18 protein-coding genes and 1 pseudogene are annotated in these 20,994 nt (G+C 59.6%); 15 read left to right on the forward strand and 4 right to left on the reverse strand.

All coding sequences use genetic code 11. The features are described 5' to 3' along the window. Nucleotides 1-48: 48 nt before the first annotated feature. The 11 genes from B348_RS0112840 to B348_RS0112895 all read left to right on the forward strand — a co-directional run bounded on the left by B348_RS0112840 (nt 49) and on the right by B348_RS0112895 (nt 13,256). Complete coding sequence (locus B348_RS0112840; RefSeq protein ID WP_017736518.1) at nt 49-3,348, forward strand: phage tail tape measure protein; 3,300 nt, start codon at nt 49-51, stop codon at nt 3,346-3,348. A gap of 2 nt (nt 3,349-3,350) precedes the next feature. Further along, nucleotides 3,351-3,689 (forward strand): phage tail protein, encoded by a 339-nt coding sequence (locus B348_RS0112845; RefSeq protein ID WP_017736519.1) that lies wholly within the window; start codon nt 3,351-3,353, stop codon nt 3,687-3,689. A gap of 10 nt (nt 3,690-3,699) precedes the next feature. Further along, nucleotides 3,700-4,449, forward strand: a complete 750-nt coding sequence (locus B348_RS0112850) for a phage minor tail protein L (protein WP_017736520.1) — start codon at nt 3,700-3,702, stop codon at nt 4,447-4,449. A gap of 3 nt (nt 4,450-4,452) precedes the next feature. After that, nucleotides 4,453-5,208 carry a C40 family peptidase gene (locus tag B348_RS0112855; protein WP_017736521.1) on the forward strand — a complete coding sequence of 252 codons (756 nt, stop codon included), beginning with the start codon at nt 4,453-4,455 and terminating at the stop codon, nt 5,206-5,208. Then, complete coding sequence (locus B348_RS0112860) at nt 5,205-5,783, forward strand: tail assembly protein (RefSeq protein WP_017736522.1); 579 nt, start codon at nt 5,205-5,207, stop codon at nt 5,781-5,783. Before B348_RS0112855 ends, B348_RS0112860 begins: the two co-directional genes overlap by 4 nt. A 57-nt stretch (nt 5,784-5,840) precedes the next feature. Continuing rightward, the gene (locus tag B348_RS01000000130000; protein ID WP_017736523.1) at nt 5,841-9,410 is read left to right on the forward strand and encodes a phage tail protein; all 3,570 of its coding nucleotides are present in this window, start codon (nt 5,841-5,843) and stop codon (nt 9,408-9,410) included. 334 nt (nt 9,411-9,744) lie between these two features. Next, nucleotides 9,745-10,401, forward strand: coding sequence for a hypothetical protein (locus tag B348_RS0112875; protein WP_017736524.1), 657 nt, complete (start codon nt 9,745-9,747; stop codon nt 10,399-10,401). Nucleotides 10,402-10,466: 65 nt separating this feature from the next. Continuing rightward, nucleotides 10,467-11,858 carry a hypothetical protein gene (locus B348_RS1000000131950; RefSeq protein ID WP_017736525.1) on the forward strand — a complete coding sequence of 464 codons (1,392 nt, stop codon included), beginning with the start codon at nt 10,467-10,469 and terminating at the stop codon, nt 11,856-11,858. Beyond that, nucleotides 11,855-12,205 (forward strand): hypothetical protein, encoded by a 351-nt coding sequence (locus tag B348_RS0112885; RefSeq protein ID WP_017736526.1) that lies wholly within the window; start codon nt 11,855-11,857, stop codon nt 12,203-12,205. The genes B348_RS1000000131950 and B348_RS0112885 overlap by 4 nt, the downstream gene beginning before the upstream one ends. A gap of 59 nt (nt 12,206-12,264) precedes the next feature. Further along, complete coding sequence (locus B348_RS0112890) at nt 12,265-12,774, forward strand: glycoside hydrolase family 104 protein (protein ID WP_017736527.1); 510 nt, start codon at nt 12,265-12,267, stop codon at nt 12,772-12,774. Further along, nucleotides 12,771-13,256: a DUF2514 domain-containing protein gene (locus B348_RS0112895; RefSeq protein ID WP_017736528.1), complete on the forward strand. Its 486-nt coding sequence runs from the start codon at nt 12,771-12,773 to the stop codon at nt 13,254-13,256. The genes B348_RS0112890 and B348_RS0112895 overlap by 4 nt, the downstream gene beginning before the upstream one ends. Before the next feature lie 522 nt (nt 13,257-13,778). On the opposite strand, the gene B348_RS0112900 is transcribed toward B348_RS0112895, so the two are convergent. The 3 genes from B348_RS0112900 to B348_RS0112910 all read right to left on the reverse strand — a co-directional run bounded on the left by B348_RS0112900 (nt 13,779) and on the right by B348_RS0112910 (nt 17,555). Continuing rightward, a complete protein-coding gene (locus B348_RS0112900) occupies nt 13,779-14,885 on the reverse strand; it encodes an acyltransferase (protein WP_017736529.1) in 1,107 nt (368 codons plus the stop codon). Nucleotides 14,886-15,038: 153 nt separating this feature from the next. Continuing rightward, entirely contained in the window at nt 15,039-16,214 is a 1,176-nt protein-coding gene (locus tag B348_RS0112905; RefSeq protein WP_017736530.1) for a tyrosine-type recombinase/integrase, read from the reverse strand. 261 nt (nt 16,215-16,475) lie between these two features. Next, nucleotides 16,476-17,555: a hypothetical protein gene (locus tag B348_RS0112910; RefSeq protein ID WP_017736531.1), complete on the reverse strand. Its 1,080-nt coding sequence runs from the start codon at nt 17,553-17,555 to the stop codon at nt 16,476-16,478. 120 nt (nt 17,556-17,675) lie between these two features. Between B348_RS0112910 and B348_RS0112915 the strand changes: the two genes are divergently transcribed. From B348_RS0112915 to B348_RS0112930, 4 genes are read left to right on the forward strand one after another with little or no spacing between them, the layout of a single operon-like run. Then, nucleotides 17,676-17,978 carry a PepSY domain-containing protein gene (locus tag B348_RS0112915; RefSeq protein ID WP_017736532.1) on the forward strand — a complete coding sequence of 101 codons (303 nt, stop codon included), beginning with the start codon at nt 17,676-17,678 and terminating at the stop codon, nt 17,976-17,978. Then, nucleotides 17,978-18,289, forward strand: a complete 312-nt coding sequence (locus B348_RS0112920) for a PepSY domain-containing protein (protein ID WP_017736533.1) — start codon at nt 17,978-17,980, stop codon at nt 18,287-18,289. The genes B348_RS0112915 and B348_RS0112920 overlap by 1 nt, the downstream gene beginning before the upstream one ends. Then, the gene (locus B348_RS0112925; protein WP_017736534.1) at nt 18,289-18,957 is read left to right on the forward strand and encodes a response regulator transcription factor; all 669 of its coding nucleotides are present in this window, start codon (nt 18,289-18,291) and stop codon (nt 18,955-18,957) included. The genes B348_RS0112920 and B348_RS0112925 overlap by 1 nt, the downstream gene beginning before the upstream one ends. Further along, on the forward strand, nt 18,954-20,276 hold the full coding sequence (locus B348_RS0112930; protein WP_017736535.1) for a sensor histidine kinase: 1,323 nt from the start codon (nt 18,954-18,956) through the stop codon (nt 20,274-20,276). Before B348_RS0112925 ends, B348_RS0112930 begins: the two co-directional genes overlap by 4 nt. 154 nt (nt 20,277-20,430) lie before the next feature. On the opposite strand, the pseudogene B348_RS1000000132210 reads toward B348_RS0112930, so the two are convergent. After that, nucleotides 20,431-20,940: pseudogene (locus B348_RS1000000132210) on the reverse strand (methyl-accepting chemotaxis protein); the annotation flags it as partial. Nucleotides 20,941-20,994: the final 54 nt, after the last annotated feature.

The following is a 20,994-nucleotide window of genomic DNA, read 5'->3' on the forward strand; positions in this document are numbered from 1 at the left end:
ACAACCACTACCCGCTACGGCGGGTTTTTTTATGCCCGGAGAAAAATAATGAGCACCAACTTCGCCTCCCTGGGCATTGCCGTTGAGTCCTCGCAAGCAGCAAAGGCCGCTGACGACCTGGATAAATTGGTCGACTCGGCAGAAGGTGCACAGAAGGCGATCGACGACCTAGGCAAGACTGGTGAAGGCTTGGCCAACACGGGCAAGAAGATCACTCAGGCAGAAAATGAGGTAGCCCAGGGCGTCGAGAAGTCCACTGCCGCGATAGATCGCAGGTCCGGTGCAAGCCGCAAAGCGACTGAAAGCGCCGCCGCAGAGATCACCGTTATCAGCCAGCTCGACAAGGCGATGACGGGCAATATCGACAGCATTGAATCCTTAGTGCGGGCAGAGGGTTTGTTGGAGCGCGCTCGCAAAGGCGGCTTGGTCACTATCGAAGATCAGGCAAAGTATCAAGATCAGCTGGGCAGGGCCTACGACAAAATCGAGAAGGCCGAAGCCAAGGAGTTGGCGCAGAAGCAGAAGCTGATCGATGCCGAAAACCGCCACATTGAGGCGCTGAAACGCACCGTCAACGGGATTGACCCAGTGACCGTCAAGCTGGCGAAGCTGGAGGACCAAGAGAAAGCGCTAAACGACCTGCACAAAACAGGTCAGATAGATGCTGAACGATACCAGGAGGCCCTTTCCAAGATCGGCAAGGACCGTGCCGGGCTGACCGCCACGGAGACCGCGTTCGACAAATTGAAGCTCGGCACTCGCCAGGCCCAAGAGAACGTAATGCAGCTTGCCAACGCCCTGCAGTCGGGCGATCTGGGGAGCGGTGCGCGAGCCATTGCACAATTGGGTGCTGGTGCCGGCGAATCAGCGCGAAGTCTGGCGGGGATGATAATTCCAGCCGGTCTGCTGGTGGCCGTTCTTGGGTCGCTTGGCTACGCCTATTTTGATGCAATGAAGCAGGCGCGCGAGTTCAATGCCGCAATTAATGGCGGAACCAACGGCGCCGGCCAGACAATTGCCAGCTTGAAGGATATGGCCGACGGCGCCGGGCGAATCACTGGAAATCTATCCGGCGCGCGTGAAGCGGTTGTGTCGCTTGCGTCGGGGGCCGCAACAAGCGGTACGCAGATGCGCAACCTGGCTGAGGCTGCGGCAGCGATCAGCGAAATCACGGGGCAGGGCGCTGGCGAACTCGCGAAGTCTTTCGCCACCGCCGGTGATACAGCGACAGAGGCTGCAGGAAAAATCAGCAGCCAGTATGGGTTGCTTACCCTAGATCAATACCAAGTGATCAAGGGGATTGATGACCAAGGCGATCATCAGCGCGCACTTGATGTCCTGAGTGGAAACTTGAATGAGGCGGCTCTAGAGCGCCTCAAGGCTTATCGAGGCTCTCTCTCCGATATTGAGCGAGATTGGGATGACATCGGAAACGCGACAAAACGCGCATATTCCTACATTCGGTCGGAAGCGTTTCCAGACCTCGCGAAGCAGATAGAGCTAACCCAGCGCGTGCTTGATACACGCAAGGCGGGCGGAGTATCGGGGGCTATATCTGCGGGGCTGGGCAAGGCAAGCACAGCATTTGACTCGATGCTAGGACTGGAGGACACCGACTCAACCGAAGCGCTGGAGAAGAAACTCGCAAGCCTCAAGGCCAGGCAAGCAGCCAGCGCCAATCTAGCAATCATCACTGGCGAGAACACCGACGCAAACCAGAAAGCTATCAAGGTCCAAAAAGAACTGGATGCGCAGCTCGATGAGATTAACCCTCTAAACAAGCGCACAGCGGGGCTGGACAAGCTCAACGATAAATTCAGAACGCTTTACGAGAACGCTGAGAGGACGGGCCAAAAGTCCAAGCTTCTGGATGGCGTCGATTTTGACGGTAAAAAGTTCTCAGGGGGTGCTTACGACACCTTGCTGAAAGGGCTCAACGACAAAAACAAAGACCCCAAGGCCGCAAGCTCTCAAGTCGACCTAACCAGCTTCAACAACGCCAAAAACAACCTGTCCGATATCGTCAATGAATACCGGAATGCCCAAAAGGAACTGGAGGCCCAGCAGAAAGCCGGCGTAGTTTCGCTGTCGGACTATGCCAAGCAGCGGTCGGCCTTGGTCAACCAAGAAAAGGACGATGTAACCGCGGCGTACCAGGCAGAGATTGATGCACTGGAGGCGGCGAAGGGTAAGAAGTCCACGACGGCTGCGCAGAGCATCCAGATCGACCAGAAGATCGCCGATGCACGGCAGGGGATGGTCAAGGCTCAGAAGGATGCTGACAGCCAGCTGACCGTCATTGCAACGAACGAAAAAGGCCGCCTGGAGCAACTGACGGCCGCCTCGGAGGCTTACGTCAACCAGCTGGAGCGTCAGCGGGCCGCACTGGAAGCTGCCGGCTCCCGCGCAGCGAACGGGCTAGGTCTTGGAGACCGCCAGGCGGGCCTGCAAGCCAGCCTCGACGCAACCACGGACAAGTTCAACGACGAGCGCGCCAAACTACTGGATCGCCGCAAGACCGCGCCTGATAAGTACAGCCAGGAAGACTACATGCGCGACCTGGCCAGCCTTCAGGATGCGGAAGGCAAGTATCGCGATACGGTGGTAGAAAACTACGACAAGATCTCGGAGGCCCAGGGGGATTGGCGCAAAGGGGCGTCGTCGGCTTTCCAGAACTACCTGGAGTCTGCGAAGGATGTAGCAGGGCAAACCAAGGGCCTGTTCACCAATGCCTTTTCCAGCATGGAAGACTCCATCGTCGATTTTGCGCTGACCGGAAAACTCAGCTTCGCCGACTTCACAAAGTCGATCATCGCGGACATGGCGCGAATTGCTGCACGCCAAGCGGCGTCCGGCCTTCTATCCAGCATCGCAGGCACTGCACTGGGCGCATGGCTTGGTGGTGGCGGTGGTGGCGGTACCAGCTTCGGCTCTGATATTGGCGGCGCGATCACGGCCAATGCCAAGGGCGGCGTGTACGACTCCCCGAGCCTGTCGAGCTTCAGCAACCAGGTGCACGACAAGCCGCAGATGTTCGCCTTCGCAAAAGGCGCGGGCATCTTCGCCGAGGCTGGGCCAGAGGCAATCATGCCGCTGACCAGGACGGCCGGCGGTGAGCTTGGGGTGCGTGCGCTGGGCGGTGGTGGCGGGGGAGGTGCTGGTAACACCTACAACTTCCCCGTATCGGTATCCGTTCAGACCTCTGGCGATGGCGGTACCGCGACGCAGGAAGACACTACTCAACTCGGGAAGGGCATCCAGCAGGCGGCCAAGGTTGAGGCGGAAACCGCAATTGCCAAGGGCCTTCAGCCTGGCGGCTCAATCTGGCGAGTCATCAACGGGAGGTAACCATGGCGATTGAAACGTTCACCTGGGCCACCCAGAACGGGGAGGCACCCGATATTACCTATCGGGTGCGCACCTCGCAGTTCGGGGACGGCTACAAGCAAGAGGTCGGAGACGGGATCAACAACAAAGTCGATTCCTATCCGATCACCCACACAGGCGGACAGGCGAGAGCGCTGGAAATTATGGCGTTCTTCGACCGTCACAAGGGTGCCAAAGCCTTTCTCTGGACAACCCCGCTTGGACAGCTTGGCCTGTTCACCTGCAAGAACCCAACCCCTACGCCCATGGGCGGGGGGGTATTCAAAGTGACAGCGACGTTCGAGCGCGCTTTCCACCCGTAAAGGTCAATCCATGTCGCTGATCAATGCTATCCAGACTCTTGAGCCTGGTAACGAAGTCATGCTGTTCGAGTTGGACGGAAGCGATTACGGAGCCGATGTCCTGCGCTTCCACGGCCATGCGATCCCGCACACGCCTGCCGAACTGCTGGCCGCCGGCCCGAACGCTGACCAACTGCCGGCCAAGTCGATCTGGTGGAAAGGCGAAGAGTACGGCGCCTGGCCCATGCAGTACGAGGGAAGCGAGGCGAACGGCGACGGCACGGCAGTACGGCCGAAGCTGTCAGTCGGCAACGTCAATGGGCGCATCACAGCCCTGTGCTTGACCTTCGAGGATCTTCTTGAGTTCAAGCTGACCATTCGCAACACGCTGGCCGAGTTCCTGGACGCCGCGAACTTCGAAGACGGAAATCCTACGGCCGACCCCACCCAAGAATCGATCGAGGTCTGGTATGTCGACCAGAAGACCAATGAGGACGGTGAGACGGTCACATGGGACCTGGCCAGTCCGGGCGATGTTGGCGGTGAAACCATTGGTCGGCAGATGACAACGCTGTGCCACTGGTGCCTCACAGGTGGTTACAGAGGCCCCAACTGTGGATACACCGGCCCCTACGTCACGAAGGACGGGGTTGTCACTGATGACCCTGAACTCGATGAGTGCGACGGAACGCTTGGCAAGGGCTGCGACCCGCGCTTTGGCGTAGGAAATCCCGCCTCATTCGGTGGATTTCCCGCTGTTTCACTCATTGCCCGGAGCTGAAGAATGCGCAAACACATCATCTCGGCAATCCAGACTCATGCGGCGGCCGAGTACCCGAAAGAGTGCTGCGGGCTGGTATTGTCCGTGGGCCGGGCGCAAAAGTACTTCCCGTGCCGGAATATCGCCACGGAGCCGAACGAAGAGTTCCGGCTTGAGCCTGAGGACTACGCCGCGGCGGAAGACCAGGGCCAGGTGATCGGTATCGTGCATTCGCACCCGGACGCCACCAGCAGGCCGTCTTCGCGCGACCTGGCGATGTGCGAGGCCACGGCCTTGCCCTGGCACATTCTGTCGTGGCCTGAGGGAGACCTGCGCACGATCACGCCGACCGGCAACACGCCGCTGCTCAAGCGCCCGTTCGTACACGGCGCCTGGGACTGCTGGCAGGTCTGCGCCGATTGGTATCTTCGCGAGTGGGGCGTTGAGTTTGAGGCCTTCCAGCGCGCCGATGGCTGGTGGGAGAGTGCCGACAGCGCCAGCCTATACGAGGCGAACTACGCCGCCGCCGGCTTCGAGCAGGTCGACACCCCGCAGCGCGGCGACATGGTCGTCATGCAGGTCGGTCGAACGGTCCACCCGAACCATGCGGGGATCTACCTGGGTACTGACCCGGCGCTGCCTGGGGAGGAATCAGGCGTGTTCGGCCCTGGTCCATTCGTGATGCACCACCTTTATGGTCGGCCGTCAGAGGTGATCGTCTACGGCGGCCCTTGGCTGCAGCGCACCCGCTTAATTCTTCGACACAAGGAGGCCCGATGAGCGCCATTGTTTATTCGCCGATGACCACCATCAAGCTGTCGGGCTCGCTGGCCCAGAAGTTCGGCAGGCTGCACCGGCGCCAGGTTTCCTCGGGCGATACCTGGGAAGTTTTCAGGGCGCTTAAGGCCACCATTGACGGATTCGAGGCCGAGATCCGCCGTCTTGATCGCCTGGGCCTTCGCTTCGCCATCTTTCGCAACCGTAAAAACGTCGGGGCGGACGAGTTCGGCATGGGCGGAGCCAGGGAGATCAGGATTGTTCCTGTGATCGAAGGCAGCAAGCGCGGCGGGATTTTGCAGATCGTGCTGGGCGTGGTGCTGATCGCGGCAAGTTACTTTGGCGCGCCGACGGCGCCCGCAGGTATCGCGCTGCTGGCAGGTGGCGTTATCCAGATGCTCAGCCCGCAGGCGGCAGGCCTCAAGCAGAGCGCATCACCGGAAAACATGCCCAGCTACGCCTTCGGCAGCGCAAAGAACACCACAGCCAGCGGCAACCCTGTCCCTATCTGCATCGGCGACCGCCGGTGGGGCGGGGCGATTATCTCGGCATCGATCTACGCCGAAGACAAGACATAACCACGACGCATCGAGCAAGCCGCCCAAGAGGCGGTTTTTTATTGCCTGGAGGAAAGCATGGGCGCAGCACAGAAGCTGGATATTCAAGGTGCCAAAGGTGGCGAGAGCAAACCTAAGTCGCCAGTAGAGGCGCCCGATAGCCTGCGCTCAACCAACGTGGCCAAGATCCTGATCGCCGTGGGCGAGGGTGAGTTCGACGAAACGCCAACCGCGCGCGACATTTTCCTCGACAACACACCGATCCAGGATGCCAGCGGAAATTTCAACTTCACCAACGTGAAGTGGGACTGGCGCCCAGGCTCGGTGGATCAGACCTACATCCCAGGCATCCCGTCTGTCGACAATGAAACCTCACTGAATATCGAGCTGCGCAGCGGCGCGCCATGGGTTCAGTCGCTGACCAATCTTCAGCTCTCAGCCGCGCGCATCCGCCTGGCCACGCCGCGACTTGCGAGCCAGGACAGCGAAGGCAACATCAACGGCTACACCATCCAGTACGCGGTGGACGTGGCTACCGATGGCGGCGCCTATCAAGAAGTTCTGGTCGGCGCGATGTCGGGTAAGACCACCACTCGCTATGAGCGGTCCCTGCGCATAGATCTGCCGCCCGCGAACAGTGGCTGGCTGATTCGTGTTCGTCGTATCACCCCAAACCAGAACACCGACAAGGTCGCCGACAGCCTTTTCATTGCCGGTTACACCCAGGTGATCGATGCAAAGCTGCGTTACCCGAACACGGCGCTGCTTTTCATCGAATTCGATGCCGAGCAGTTCACCAACATTCCGGCCGTGACCGTGAAGTGCAAGGCCCGCCGCTGGCAGGTGCCGAGCAACTACGACCCCTTGGCCAGGACGTACACCGGCGCATGGGATGGCACCATGAAGGAGGCCTGGACCAATAACCCGGCCTGGATCACGTACGGCATCTGCACCCAGGACCGATTTGGTCTGGGCCGCCGCATCAAGCCATGGATGGTGGACAAGTGGGAGCTCTACCGCATTGCGCAGTACTGCGACCAAATGGTGCCAAATGGTGCAGACGGCGTTGAGCCGCGCTTCCTGTGCGACATGAACCTCCAGGGCAAGGCTGATGCATGGTCCCTGCTGCGCGACATCGCCGGCATATACCGAGGCATGACCTACTGGGCCCAAGGCCAACTGGTGATGCAGGCTGATATGCCTCGGGCGCAGGACATGGACTACGTCTTCACCCGATCCAACGTTATCGACGGGAAAATCGCCTACGGAAGCGCATCGGCGAAGACCCGCTTTACGCGCTGCTTGGTCAGCTACGACAACCCGCTCAACAACTACGACACAGACGTCACGGTCTACGCGGACCTGCTGCTCCAGCGTCGCCTGGGCGACAAGCCTACTGAGATCAGTGCCATCGGCTGCACTCGTGCATCTGAGGCCCAGCGCCGCGCTAAGTGGCTGGTGCTGAGCAACAACCAGGACCGCACCATCAGCTTCAGAACCGGCATGGAAGGCCGAATCCCGCTGCCAGGCTTCATTATTCCCGTCGCCGACTCGCTGCTGGCGGGCCGGGAGATCGGCGGGCGCATTGCGGCGGCGGCGGGGAAGGTCGTCACTTTGGACCGCGACACCCTGGCCAAGGCCGGCGACCGGCTGGTGATCAATCTGCCGGGTGGGCGGGCAGAAGGGCGCACAGTGGAGAGCGTGAACGGCCGCAACGTTACTGTGACTGTTGCCTACAGTGAAGCGCCTGCTGTACAGCTTCAGTGGGCTATCGATGCGGATGATCTCGCCATTCCTCTCTACAGAGTGATGAGGGTCGCGCGCACTCCCGAGGGCGATTACGACATCAGTGCTTTGCAGTACGAGCCGAGCAAGTTTCCGAGCATTGATACTGGGGCCAGGCTTGAAGATCGCTCTATTAGCGTGATCCCGATCACCGTGGTTCCTGCGCCGGAGAGCGTAACCGTCACTGCGGACGTCGCTATCGACCAAGGCCTGGCTATCAGCACCATGAACATTTCCTGGCCTGCCGTGAATGGCGCGGTCGCCTATGACGTGGAGTGGCGCAAGGACAGCGGCAACTGGATCAAGCTGCAGCGCACTGGTTCGACGAGTGTGGATGTCACCGGTATCTACTCGGGCGCCTATATGGCCCGGGTCCGCTCGGTGAGCGCCTTTGAAATCTCGTCGATCTGGAAGAGCTCCAACCTGGCCAACCTGAAGGGCAAAGAAGGCCTGCCGCCGGCGGTGGCGTCCTTGACTACCACCAGCGAGCTGTTCGGCATCGGTATCCGCTGGGCCTTCCCACCAGGCGCAGAGGACACCCAGCGCACCGAGCTTTGGTATGGCCAGGCCAACAACCTGCCGGCGGCCACCAAGCTTTCCGACTTGGCCTACCCCCAGGCGAATTACCGCATGCAGGCTCTCAAGGCCGGCGCGCAGTTCTTCTTCTGGGCGCGCCTGGTGGACCGCACCGGCAACATCGGCCCGTTCTATCCCGTCGGCAACGGCGTGATGGGAATGGCCAGCGCAGACGCGGCGCCGGTGCTGGACTTGATCGCCGGCCAGGTGGGCAGGACTGAACTCGGCAAGGACATCATTACCGAGATCGACAAAATCCCGGGCTTGCAGGCGCAGATCGATGCGCTCGACGGACTGGCTGTCTACGACCCCAAGTTGACCTACTTGGTAGATGACCTGGTGGTGGTCGGCAAGCGGATCTACCAGGCTATTGCCCCGGTACCTGCGAATAAGCCTCCACCGAATGCCATCTACTGGCAGGACGTGGGCCAGGCTGTGGTCACGGCCAGTGGCCTGGCGCGCCAGGTTGCGACCAACACCACCAGCATCACCGAGCTGAACGGTGTGGTCACAGCACAGGCGTCCAGCCTACAGACGTTGCAGGCGGCTTCCCGGGATGACAATGGGGAAGGCGACCTGGCGGATGCGCTCGGGGGTTACAACGCCACGGCGAGCTTCGCGCAGGAAGTGACGGTGCGCACCTCGCAATACGCGGCCACTGTGCAGCGCCAGACTGAGCTCACAGCTTCTGTGGGCGAAGTTGCCGGCACCGTGACCAATCTGGAGCGCGTAGTGGTCACGGATCGGCAGGTGACCGCCCAGGCCATTCAGCAAGTCGGCGTGAAGCTCGAAGGGAACTCGGCGGATATCCAGACTGTGAGCAAGGCCCAGGCCGACGCCGAGGGCAAGCTCTCGACGATGTGGTCCGTGAAGATGCAGCTCAACCAGAACGGGCAGTACGTGATGGCTGGGATCGGGCTTGGCATTGAGAACGTCGATGGCGTGCTTCAAAGCACGTTCCTGGTGAGCGCGGATCGTTTTTCCATTGTCACCACATTGGCCGGCGGGCAGGTGTTCACCCCGTTCACTGTGCAGAACGGCCAGGTGTTCATGCGTTCGGCGTTCATCCAGGACGCGTCGATTGGCGTCGCAAAGCTGACCCAGAGCATCCAGTCGGCGAACTACGTTCCGGGGAAAACCGGGCTGATGATCAACTTCGTCACCGGTGAGTTCGAGCTGAACAGCACTGTAGGCGCGGGCGGGCGTCAGACCATCAACAACCGTGGCGGCAAGGTTTACGACGACAATGACGTCAAGCGCTACCAGTGGGGGGATCTTTCTGCGTGAACTTTGGCATGAGGGTGTGGGGGCCGACCGGCCTCCTTGAGCTGGATGAAAACTCGTTTACTGTCCGGGTTGTTTATTCAGAGATCGTTCAAGCTGGCATTCCGGCGCCAGGGAGGACTCGGTATGTGTCCATCCCCGGCATTGACCCATCGACCCACTCGGCTGTTTGCATTCCCGTCGCGGCTTATGACACTTCGGGGCAAAGCAACTATGCCATTCAATACACGCCCGTTGTTGGTGCGGGAGGGGTGACGATCTACTTTGGAAACCCAGCTACTTCCACGGGCCCGATTGGGTTGAGCCCTCAAAGGCTTCTAGTTATGAGGTTTCGGTGATGACTTATGGCGTCACGTTCACCAATAACAATGATGTAGTAACGCTGGACTCTGAATTTGCAAGACTGGTGGTGCTTGGCAAAGGCACATGGAGCGGCAATGGCGCAGGGGTATATGTGCCATTTCCGAAGGCCATTACATCAGACGAGCCTCCCCTGGTTTTCGTGAGGCTGGACCAGTCCAACACGCTGTGTTTCTGCGTGATTCAGGGATCAGCTGGAGCGTGGACCGGCTTCTCTTTTGCCGGGATCGCAGGCCAGGGCACGTCTGGCAAATGGTTTGCGGCGGCTTTCAAATCAGAGCCAACGGCTACTCATGGATTTCGCCTGTGGGATGGAGGCTCGAAACTTCTATTTGATAGCGGCACGCCTTGTGCACAATTCACAAGGTCAATAACTGGCTGGACCTATTTGGGGGCGAGTCAGACTGGCCAGGGAGTTTATCGACTTAGCTGGACAGCGCCATCCAGCCTGGCGAGCGGCGATTACATGCTTCTAAACAACATTGCGATGGATATTGCTGGAAGTACATCAAGGCAAGGGAATATGTACGCGGTGTGGGAATATCACAACGACAGACTGGTAATTCAAGCGGTCGGTGTTGACCTGCAAACCTCCCTGTTTATCCCGGTTGTTTTTGCCAAGCCGATTTCCTAACTGCTGATATTTCGAATTGAACCCGATAACCGCCTTGTGCGGTTTTTTATTGCCTGGAGAAAAGTATGGGCTGGTACAGGGCGGGCACTGTTTCCGTTACGAAAAATTCGACCGCGGTTGTCGGTACGGGCACCGCGTTCCTCGCCAATGCGCGGGTCGGCGATGGTTTCCGTGGCCCCGATGGTGCGTGGTACGAAGTAGACAACATCGTCAGCAACACGACCCTTTCCATTACGCCTGGGTACTTGGGGGCAACGGTTGCTACCGGTGTCTACGCCATCATGCCGGTGCAAGGCTACGTGAAGGACAGTGCGGACGCGCTTCGACAAGCCTCCAGCGCGGCGTGGCAGCTTGTTGGGCAGAAGTCGCAGCCTGGCGGCCTCGCTTCATTGGACGCCGCAGGTGTCGTACCCACAGCGCAACTGCCAACGACCGACAAAATCACAGAAGGGACCACGAACCGGTGGTGGACGAATGCGCGAACTATTGCGAGCACCCTTGCCGGTATGGTGGTCACCAATTCGACGGTTGTTCTTGTAACCGATTCAATTCTGACTGCTATCGGAAAGCTACAGACCCAAAACACGGTTAGCGGCTGGGGAGTGCCTGGGTTCAAAGCCTCACCAGCAGACTTGAACTCCATGGATCTCGGCATCAGCAAAAGCTTTACCACGGGCGTAAATACAGCCAACTCCCCGTACAAGTTTGGTAGCACCACCGCCAGATTTGATGCGGGGTCTTCGGGGTACAAGATCGGGTACGCTGACGACAACGACGAATACCACTGGGCCATGATGCTGTTTGATCGGACCTCCAGCGCCGTCGCGGTCAGGCGCTCCAGCGGCAAAAACATCCGTGCTGATGATTACCTGGTTCTTTATCCGACCGGCAAGACGGTGCTGGACGCCACACAACTGCCCGCCATGTTCGGGGCTACCGCGAGCGCGGTCGGCAGATCCGGCATAGTTCCTGCTCCTGCTGCAGGCGATCAGGCAAAGTTTCTGGCGGGGGATGGGACTTACAAGTCCGTGGCGACCACGGTTTCGTACGGCACCATCACCGGTTACCCGACCGACAGCTCGGCGTTTGTGACAGAGCTGTCCAGGTATCTTCTCAAGTCGGACGTCGTCGCCGCGAATCAGGTTATCGCAGTAGGCACTTTCACAACGGCGGCCCCGCCAGTTCTCAGCGCTTCAAACAATATCGCGTCGGTAACCCGCGTAGCTGTCGGTACGTACACGATAAACATGTCGAGGACGCTGAAGGCTGGGTTCAAGGTTTTGGGCTTCACCGGCGGCCGTGGTGGATCCTCCTACGTTGATAGCTTCTTGGTTGACTGGACGACCACGGGCTCGGGAAACACTGCTGCAATTCGCGTCCTGATGGTTTCCGGGACCACCCTGGTAGACCCCAACAGCGCGCCAACCCAGGTGGTCATCATTGGAGAGTGGGCATGACGGACGATTACATCATTGTTGGCGAAGACGGCAGCGTCACGGCCGTAGCTGCAGACATCGACATCTTTGAGTACGTCAAAGAGATCGGCGGCACGCTGGTCAAGCGGGACGAATACATCCCGCCGCCGTACGTGCCAACCGCCCAGGAGCTGGCGGACACTGAAAACCAGTGGCGTGACGAGCAGATGCCCAAGGCCAAAGACACCGTGACCGCCATCGAGTACGGCGAGGAGGGCATCCTTGGCAGCGCGCAGCAGTGGCAGATGTACTGGCGTGAGCTGCGCAAGTGGACCGACACCAACCCCGACTTCCCCGACAGCAGCAAGCGCCCGGTTCAGCCTGTCTGATCCTGCACCTAACACCGACACCCGCCACGAGCGGGTTTTTTATTGCCTGGAGAAAAGCAATGGCACGACTTTCTGAATCGCTCGCCGGCGGCCGCAATGCGCTGGCCTTCCTGGATATGCTCGGCTGGTCCGAAGGTACCAGCACCTCGCCAGCCACGGCCATGGATGGCTACGACGTCATCGTGACTGGCATCGACCGCAAGCCTGAAGTGTTCAAGGATTTCACGGACCACCCGTTCGCCAAGGGGCGCGCGTCGAAGGTCATCAACAGCAAGGGGCTGACGTCCAATGCTTCCGGCCGGTACCAGCAGATGCTGAAGGACTGGCCGCACTACAAGGCGCTGCTCAAGCTGCCTGACTTCAGCCCGATCAGCCAGGACCTGCTGGCCCTGCAACATATCCGCGAGTGCCGGGCCTTGCCTGACGTGCTTGCCGGCCGGATCGAGACGGCTATCTCGAAGTGCCGGAACATCTGGGCCAGCCTGCCGGGTGCTGGGTATGGTCAGCGAGAGCACCGGCTGGAGGATCTTCTGAAGCAGTACCGCCTGGCGGGCGGGGTGATGTCGTGACGCCCGGACAAATCCTGACTGCGATTTTGCTAGCCATGGCCATCACTGGCGGCAGCACCTGGCAAGTGCAGGACTGGCGCTACGGCAAACAGCTGGCAGAAATCGGCAAGGCCCAGGCGCTCGCCATTACCGAAGCGGGCAACACGGCCCGCAACGAAGAACAGCGCCGCCAGGCGGCAGTGAACAAGGAAGCAAGCGATGCGCGAGAACAGAACAAGGCTGCAACTTTGGATGCTGGCACCGCTGATGCTGCTGGTGACCGGTTGCGCGCCGAAGCCAGTAAGTTTGCTGCCACTGCCTGCGGCGATCCCGGAGCTGCCCAGCGAGGCGCGTCAGCTACCCGCGCCGCAATGGTGCTCTCCGACCTGCTCCAGCGGGCTGACAAAAGAGCGGGAGAGCTGGCGGTTGCGTTTGATCGAGCCCGAATAGCTGGGCTGACGTGTGAGCGGAGCTATGACGCAATCGATCCGAGCAACAAATGAAAAGCCCGGCGCTTGGCCGGGCTTCAGTTATTTGCCTTTCGGTGCTGCATTCCCTCTACCACCCCCAGAAGGGTTGCCGGTGGTACTTGGCAGATTTGGAACCGCAGGGGCTTTGGAACCGCCGCCGCTCCCGCTTTTTCCAGTTGATCCTGAACCGCTCTTGCCGCTTCCAGACTTGGACATGAGTTTCTCCTTGTTACAGCTCCGTTGGACTGCTAGGGAGACCATAGACCAGTCTCTACGCTGCGCCTCTGGTTTGGCCTTGGAGAATGTTGCGTGTTGTTTCCAAGCTGGAGAGGGCGCCGGACGTTTGTCAGTACCCTGGCTTGGTTGATTTGTACTTGGGTGATTTTGTTCGTTCGGCAGAACGCCGGGGGGGAGGGGCTGAATCATTTCCGTAATTGAGTGGGCGGCCCTTGATTTAAGCGGTTTCAGGCTGATCAAACGTATTCACGTAGAACAAATCACACAAATCAGTGCCGCCGAATAGTGGGCGGCACCGATGTCGTCTTGCTTAGTTCCCTACGCGATACCCTTTGCGTTCTCAGCAGGCGCTTCCGCTTGATGCTTTTCGGCCCTTGCAGACCGTTGCTTTGCGGAAATGTAGTCGATGAATCGTTGTTCGACAGTAACGTGTATTGCGTATGACGCCACCAGAACTATCGTGAGATAGCTAAGTAGCTGGAAAGGCTGATTTACTTGCCAACCCATTTTGTAATACACCAGTAGCACGGTAGGGTGAATTAGGTATGCCGGGTACGAGATTTTCCCGAGGAAATCACCAACATTGTTTCGAGTTGCTTGGCACACAATGCCCTTGTTTGAAGAGAGCGAGAAAATGAATAGCGCGAAAAGAAATGGCGCTATGTAATCGTTTTCTCTGTTGTAGCTTGTGCTTGTGTACATGTAGATCATAGCAACAATGGAGAACACCTGAATTATAGATGCCTTTATGCTGCTTAGCGATTTTGCCGCGTCTGTTGTTGCTACTACGGCGCCAAGACTGAATCCGATAATGACACGGATAAAGCCATACGGAACTTCGCCGACCACCTTGTAATGCACGTCCATGAATTCAGGGCTGTGCCTGTTTATTATGACGACAAGAATAATCGAAAGTATTGTCAGGGCTGGTACAAGAATGTATCGAAAGCGATCCTTGAGTGCGTACATCAACGGAAAGAACAGAAGGCCTACCCAGAATTCTGCCGATATGCTCCAGCCAATTTTGACAGCGCTTATTGAAAATGCTGATGCGCTGTTGAAAGGAAAAAGCTGGGTCAGGGTTATTGTCTTGAAGACGTCGAATGAAGTAGGCCACGGGACATAGCCGGTGATTTTCTTTACGATGAGTTCAATTATTACCGCAAGGAAGAATACCGGGAATATCCGGTATATACGTTTCTCGATAAAACCGGCGAACCACTGATTGCCCTCAATTTTTGAGCGCAATATCGACTTGGTTAGGACGAAGCCACTCAGGACAAAGAAGAAGTCTACGGCCAGTACGAACGAGCGAGGTATTACATCGCGCATCTGAGCAAAAAAGTAGAAGTGCCCTACGGCGACGATTATGGCGAATATCCCTCGAAAACAATCGAGCGAAACATTCCTCTGTTGCGGATTCATTATTTCTCCATTTTTTGTGTAGATCCGATCCGCGCATTGCGCCCAAGATCGCGGGCTAAAAACTCGCGGGCGACTGTACAGGCGGTGTGCCACTGGTGCAAGCGAAGGGGGTTGTGTTGGTCGGCAGGACGCCGGGGAGGGACGCTGTGCCCCTTATGAATTAATCGTGATGAGGTCCGCCCACTCTTGCATCATCGCCCTGCGCTGCTCCAGGTAGGAGGCGTGGTTGTAAACATCGCGGATAATGCTGGCGTCTGCATGCGCGAGCTGTCGCTCGATCCAGTCGCGATTATATCCCCTGTGGTTCATCTCGGTTGAGAACAGGTGCCTGAATCCATGCGGCGACTGTATTCCGGTGAGCCCACAGGAGTCCATGACGTTGTTGGCGTAGTTGGTCCCTATCGGCGCGGTGGGGGTGTTTCGATTGATGAATACATAGCGCTTTCCGCCCGTGATTGGCAGCATCCCTTCAAGAATGGCGATAGCCTGTGTGGACAGAGGCACAGAGTGGTCTCGCCGCATCTTCATCTTTGCGGATGGCGTCGTCCAGATCGCCGCATCGAGGTCTATCTCAGACCATTCGGCATGTCTTACTTCGCCTGGTCGCGAGGCGGTGTAGATCATCAACATAAAGGCCGCCTTCAGTTGATGCCCAGATGCGCAGTCGCGGATCGCGGCCATTGTGTTTGGCATCTCACTAAAAGGTAGGAATGGGTGCGGCTTGTGCTGGCCCATCTTCTCGGTCACGGCGTGCATCTCGGCGGTGGGATTCGCCTCGATGACGCCAGTAGCGATGGCATAGCTGAACACCTGGCTCATGCGCTGGCGTACCTTCACGGCAGTAGCCACAGATCCACGCTTTTCCACCCGGCGAATCAGCGCAATGACATCGGCGCGCTTGATAGTATCGATCTGTCGATCGCCAAGCGTTGGCAGAACATCCAGCTCCATGGCATTGCTGATCACCCTGTAGGTGCCCGGCGAAATGCTCCCCTTCCTGAACGCCAGCCATTCGTCATAGACGCGACGGAAGGTTTGCCCGCCTGCCGCGATCATCCCGGCTTTCTTTTCCCTTCTTGAATCGCGCGGATCTACTCCATTTGCGATGTCCTCTCGCGCCTCGTCTCTGCGTGCGCGCGCTTCCTTGAGGCCGGTCTCCGGGTAAGTCCCGATCGAGATGCGCACCTGCTTTCCAAGCCATGTAAATCGGAAATGCCAACTCTTTACGCCGCTTTGAGCCACGTAGAGTGAAAGGCCAAGGGAGTCGGGGAGGGTGTATCCCTTTTCTTTGGGCTTTGCCTGCTTGGCTGCTGTGTCCGTGAGCGCCACTAGTACATTGCTCCGCGCGTTGATTTTTCGATGTACTGGATAATGTACTAACTGTTTTGCATTGGGAAGGTATTGAGTGGTACGCGGTGATACGCTTAACGCTACGAATTGCTGGCGATCATGGAGATTGTGATGCGAGGCGGTTTGTGGCGGGAGGCTACCGTGGAATTCTTGAAGATTTCCACAGTGTTTTCAGCTCGTTCAGGTATCTGGCAGGCGGCGAGTTTAACAGCTTGCTCCGTCGCCGCGCATACCACTGGGTCAAAGGGCTTGCAGGTGTTCTCCCAACTGGCCGTTGTCGGCCAACGCGAGAAACTCCTCCCCCAGGCGCTGGCTCTCGCTCATTGCGGTTTGCCAGTACTTGTTGCGGCTGGCGTCATCGCCGAGGAAGCGCTTGAAGTCACTGCGGTCCGGCAGTTTGCCGTGGGGCAGGCGCGCCAGGTAGTCCCTGGACGGCGCGAGCAGCAGCACGTCCTGCAAACCCTGTTGATTGCTGCGGCGCCACGGCAGGCCCTTGTCGAACCAGCCGGGGATGACCCGGTCGGTGAAATGCGGGTACAGCACGATGTCGTCGCCGTGGTAGGGCAGGTCGAGGTGGTAGTCCAGCAGGCCGCCATCTCGGTAGGTGCCCGCGCCGGCGCCGGGCAGGTCGCGCACGCCTTGCATCACCATGGGGATCGAACCGGAGGCCAGCAGGGCCTGGCGCAGGTTGCCGGGCGCCAGGGCGAGGAAGCGTGACGGGAAGTCCGTCAACGGGTGCACCGGGGGCGGCTGGCGTGGGTCGTGGATGATCAGCCGCTCGAAATGCCGCGCCAGCCGCGCGCGGCCCCGCAGGTTGTCGGCAATCACCGATGACAGGCCCAGGCCCAGGCGACCCCGGTGATCATCGGCGAGCAGGCCATGGCTTTTGACCACCATGATGTTCAGGCGATAGTCCGGGTTGTCCAGCACCCGTGCATCACGGCCGGCCAGCAGGTCGTCGAGCATGCGTTGGCAGCTCTGGGTGACCTCGGCCATGGTCACGCCTTTGGCAAAACGCTGTTCGTTGTACAGGCGGCCGAGGTCAAGCAGGCCTTGCACGGGGTCGGGCAGGCAGGCACTGGCAAACCGCCAGGAGCCGATGGACGCGCCGATCAGCGCGCGTTCCCGTGGCGCGCGGGGCAGCCAGTCGCCGAACAGGGCCAGGTCCAGGCCCTGGATGCCCAACGCCTTGGGCCCGCCGGCCGCGCCGGGGAGGATGCCGACATCGGCCGGCTTCAGGCCTTGTTCGCGAATGCGCGCAAAGGCCCGTTTGCCGGCCTTGAGCGTCAGCGCGGGAAACTTGATGTGGATGGCTGTCATACCGGTCTCTGTGGCAGCAGGGGTTGGGGCAAGAATGCCATGGTGGCAATTCAGTTTCAGTTAAGTTGCAGCGGTTACGGTGGCCGGCGTAGGAAAAATATCCTGAAACGGAGACTCATCATGAAGCGCCTCACAGCGCTGGTCACCGCCAGTATCATGGCGTCTCTGGCGCCACAGGCCTGGGCAGTGGACCCCGACAAGCCGCTGAAATTACCCGGCACTGTTACTATTGTCGCCTTTGATCAGCTGGAAGCCACGGCCCTGGCCCTGCATCCTGGCTCGACGCTGCTGGATACCGACCTGGATGAGGAGTATGGCAAGTACCTCTACCAAGTCGAACTGGAAGATGCCAACGGCATCGAGTGGGAAGTTGAATTGGACGCGCTCACCGGGCAGGTTCTCAAGAATCATCAGGAAACCTAATGAAGGTAAATCTACGTGCCGGCAGTCGAATCGCGTTGGTGCTCCTGGCTTTTTGCTCAAGCCTGGCGGCCCGTGACCTCGATCAGGACGAAGCCTTTGCATTGCGCCAGCAAGGGGTGATCCTGTCTTTGGAACGGCTGTTGGACCAAGCCATGGCGCGCCACCCGGGCGCCCGGTTATTGGAGGCCGAGCTTGAGAAGAAGCACGGCCAGTATGCCTATGAAGTGGAACTGGTCACCGCCGAAGGCGTGGTGCGAGAGATCAAGCTTGACGCGACCACGGGTGCGTTGATCAAAGATGAGGAAGACTGATGCGCCTGCTGCTGGTGGAAGACAACGTACCCTTGGCCGATGAACTGCTGGCCGGCCTGCAACGCCAGGGCTACGCCGTCGATTGGCTGGCCGACGGGCGCGACGCGGTGTACCAGGGCCGCAGCGAACCCTATGACCTGATCATCCTCGACCTCGGTCTGCCGGGCCTGCCTGGGCTTGACGTGCTGGCGCAGTGGCGCGCCGCCGCGCTGGCCATCCCGGTACTGGTGCTCACCGCCCGTGATTCCTGGGCCGAGCGCATCGAAGGGCTCAAGGCGGGCGCGGATGATTACCTGAGCAAACCCTTTCACCCGGAAGAACTGTACTTGCGCATCCAGGCGTTGTTGCGCCGCTCCCACGGTCAGGCCAACCAGCCCACCCTGCAAGCGGCCGGCCTGCATCTGGATGAAGGGCGCCAGTGTGTGCTGCGCGATGGTGCGGAAATCCAGCTGACCGCCGCCGAATTCCGCCTGCTGCGCTATTTCATGCTGCACCCCGAGCAGATCCTGTCGAAAAGCCATCTGGCTGAACACCTGTATGACGGCGAAACCGAGCGCGACTCCAACGTGCTGGAGGTCCACGTCAACCACCTGCGCCGCAAGCTGGGTCGCAGTGTGATCGAAACCCGCCGTGGCCAGGGCTACCGGTTTGGCGCCAGCCCCGCATGAGGTCGATTCAACGGCGCCTGAGCCTGGGGCTGATCAGCGTGATGGTGATCGTCGGCATCGCCCTGGCGCAAACCAGTCTGTGGTTGTTCGAAACCGGTTTGCAGCGTTATCTGGAAGCGGGCCTGCGCAACGACAACGAGAGCCTGCTGGTGGCGCTGGTGCGCGGCCCAGACGGTTTGCAGTTGCATGAGAAGCGCCTGTCGCCGGCGTATCAGCGCCCGTTTTCCGGGCACTATTTCCGTATCGATTTTGCCGACAAGCATTGGCGCTCCCGCTCGCTGTGGGACCAGGATCTGCCGTATCTGCCTGAGGCTGGGCTCAAGGGCAACCTGCAACTGGGCCCGGAAGGCCAGCAACTGCTGGTGCTGCGTGAGGACTACAAGCGCTTCGGCCAGGCGATTTCCATCAGCGTGGCCCAGGACTACACGCCGGTGCGCGAAAGCTTTCGCCTGATGCGTCAGATCGGTCTGGTGCTGGGCCTGGCGGCACTGCTGCTGGTGCTGGTATTGCAACGGGTGACCGTGCGCCGGGCCTTGCGTCCGTTGGAAACCGCACGTAACCAGATCGCCCAGCTGCAACAAGGCCAGCGCTCACAGCTCGACACCCAGGTGCCGCTGGAGCTGGAGCCGCTGGTGGCGCAGATCAACCACTTGCTGGCGCACACCGAAGACAGCCTCAAGCGCTCGCGCAACGCCCTGGGCAACCTGGGCCATGCCCTGAAAACCCCGCTGGCGGTGCTGTTGAGTGTGGCCTCCAGCGAACAACTCAAGGACCATCCCGAACTGGCCAAGCTGTTGCGCGACCAATTGGAGCAGGTGCAACAGCGCCTCGGCCGTGAACTCAACCGCGCCCGCCTGGCCGGTGAAACCTTGCCCGGCGCCTTGTTCGACTGCGAGAAGGAGTTGCCGAGCCTGCTGGCCACGTTGAACATGATCCACGGCGAACACCTGGACCTGAGCTACCACGCAGCGCCCGGCCTGCAACTGCCGTGGGACCGTGCCGACCTGCTGGAATTGCTGGGGAACCTGTTGGACAACGCCTGCAAATGGGCGGATGCCGACGTGCGTTTGAGCGTCAGCGAAACCGAGCGCTGTTACTTGCTGGAAGTGGAAGACGACGGCCCCGGAATCCCCGAAACCCAGCGCGACCAGGTGTTCAGCCGTGGCACGCGCCTGGACGAACAGATCGATGGCCATGGCCTGGGGTTGGGGATCGTGCGGGATATCGTCGAGGTGTGGGGCGGGGTGTTGCAGTTGCAGGAAAGCGAGTTGGGCGGGCTCAAGGTGCTGATCGAACTGCCCAAGCGCCAGAACGGATAAAACACTGATCAAACTGTGGGAGCTGGCTTGCCTGCGATGGCATCAACTCAGTTTGTCTGATGTACCGAGTTGACTGCATCGCAGGCAAGCCAGCTCCCACACAAGCCAGCTCCCGCATTAGATCTGCTTAAGGATCAGGGCCGGTGTCGCTCATTCAGACCCGGAACTGGTCCATCAACCCCTGTTGCTGATTCGCCAGGCTGTTCAACGCCTGGCTCACCCGCGCCGATTCATTGGCTTGCTCCGACAGCGACTCGGTCACATCGCGAATGGTCGCCACGTTGCTGTTGATCTCTTCGGCCACGGCGCTTTGTTCTTCGGCGGCGCTGGCGATCTGCAGGTTCATGTCGCTGATCACCGTGACCGCCTCGCCGATCTGGCGCAGGGCGGTGACGGCCTGGCCGACTTGTTCGACGCTGCCCTGGGCCTGGCGATAGCTGTTGCCCATGGAGCCCACCACTTCCTCGGTGCCGCTTTGCAGGTGTTCGATCACCAGGCGGGTTTCTTCCACCGATTCCTGGGTGCGGCGTGCCAGGTTGCGCACTTCATCGGCGACTACCGCAAAACCACGACCGGCTTCACCGGCGCGGGCGGCTTCGATGGCGGCGTTGAGGGCCAGCAGGTTGGTCTGCTCGGCAATGCCGCGAATCACTTCGAGCACCGAGCCGATTTTCTCGCTGTTGGCGGCCAAGCCTTCGACCTGGGCCATGGCGGTGCT

The organism is Pseudomonas sp. CBZ-4, assembly GCF_000346755.1.
GTDB lineage: Bacteria > Pseudomonadota > Gammaproteobacteria > Pseudomonadales > Pseudomonadaceae > Aquipseudomonas.

Excerpts from the sequence above, each read along its gene's own strand:
- B348_RS0112840 (WP_017736518.1), top strand. The coding sequence starts at position 49 with ATGAGCACCAACTTCGCCTCCCTGGGCATTGCCGTTGAGTCCTCGCAA.
- B348_RS0112845 (WP_017736519.1), top strand. The coding sequence starts at position 3,351 with ATGGCGATTGAAACGTTCACCTGGGCCACCCAGAACGGGGAGGCACCC.
- B348_RS0112850 (WP_017736520.1), top strand. The coding sequence starts at position 3,700 with ATGTCGCTGATCAATGCTATCCAGACTCTTGAGCCTGGTAACGAAGTC.
- B348_RS0112855 (WP_017736521.1), top strand. The coding sequence starts at position 4,453 with ATGCGCAAACACATCATCTCGGCAATCCAGACTCATGCGGCGGCCGAG.
- B348_RS0112860 (WP_017736522.1), top strand. The coding sequence starts at position 5,205 with ATGAGCGCCATTGTTTATTCGCCGATGACCACCATCAAGCTGTCGGGC.
- B348_RS01000000130000 (WP_017736523.1), top strand. The coding sequence starts at position 5,841 with ATGGGCGCAGCACAGAAGCTGGATATTCAAGGTGCCAAAGGTGGCGAG.
- B348_RS0112875 (WP_017736524.1), top strand. The coding sequence starts at position 9,745 with ATGACTTATGGCGTCACGTTCACCAATAACAATGATGTAGTAACGCTG.
- B348_RS1000000131950 (WP_017736525.1), top strand. The coding sequence starts at position 10,467 with ATGGGCTGGTACAGGGCGGGCACTGTTTCCGTTACGAAAAATTCGACC.
- B348_RS0112885 (WP_017736526.1), top strand. The coding sequence starts at position 11,855 with ATGACGGACGATTACATCATTGTTGGCGAAGACGGCAGCGTCACGGCC.
- B348_RS0112890 (WP_017736527.1), top strand. The coding sequence starts at position 12,265 with ATGGCACGACTTTCTGAATCGCTCGCCGGCGGCCGCAATGCGCTGGCC.
- B348_RS0112900 (WP_017736529.1), bottom strand. The coding sequence starts at position 14,885 with ATGAATCCGCAACAGAGGAATGTTTCGCTCGATTGTTTTCGAGGGATA.
- B348_RS0112910 (WP_017736531.1), bottom strand. The coding sequence starts at position 17,555 with ATGACAGCCATCCACATCAAGTTTCCCGCGCTGACGCTCAAGGCCGGC.
- B348_RS0112915 (WP_017736532.1), top strand. The coding sequence starts at position 17,676 with ATGAAGCGCCTCACAGCGCTGGTCACCGCCAGTATCATGGCGTCTCTG.
- B348_RS0112920 (WP_017736533.1), top strand. The coding sequence starts at position 17,978 with ATGAAGGTAAATCTACGTGCCGGCAGTCGAATCGCGTTGGTGCTCCTG.
- B348_RS0112925 (WP_017736534.1), top strand. The coding sequence starts at position 18,289 with ATGCGCCTGCTGCTGGTGGAAGACAACGTACCCTTGGCCGATGAACTG.
- B348_RS0112930 (WP_017736535.1), top strand. The coding sequence starts at position 18,954 with ATGAGGTCGATTCAACGGCGCCTGAGCCTGGGGCTGATCAGCGTGATG.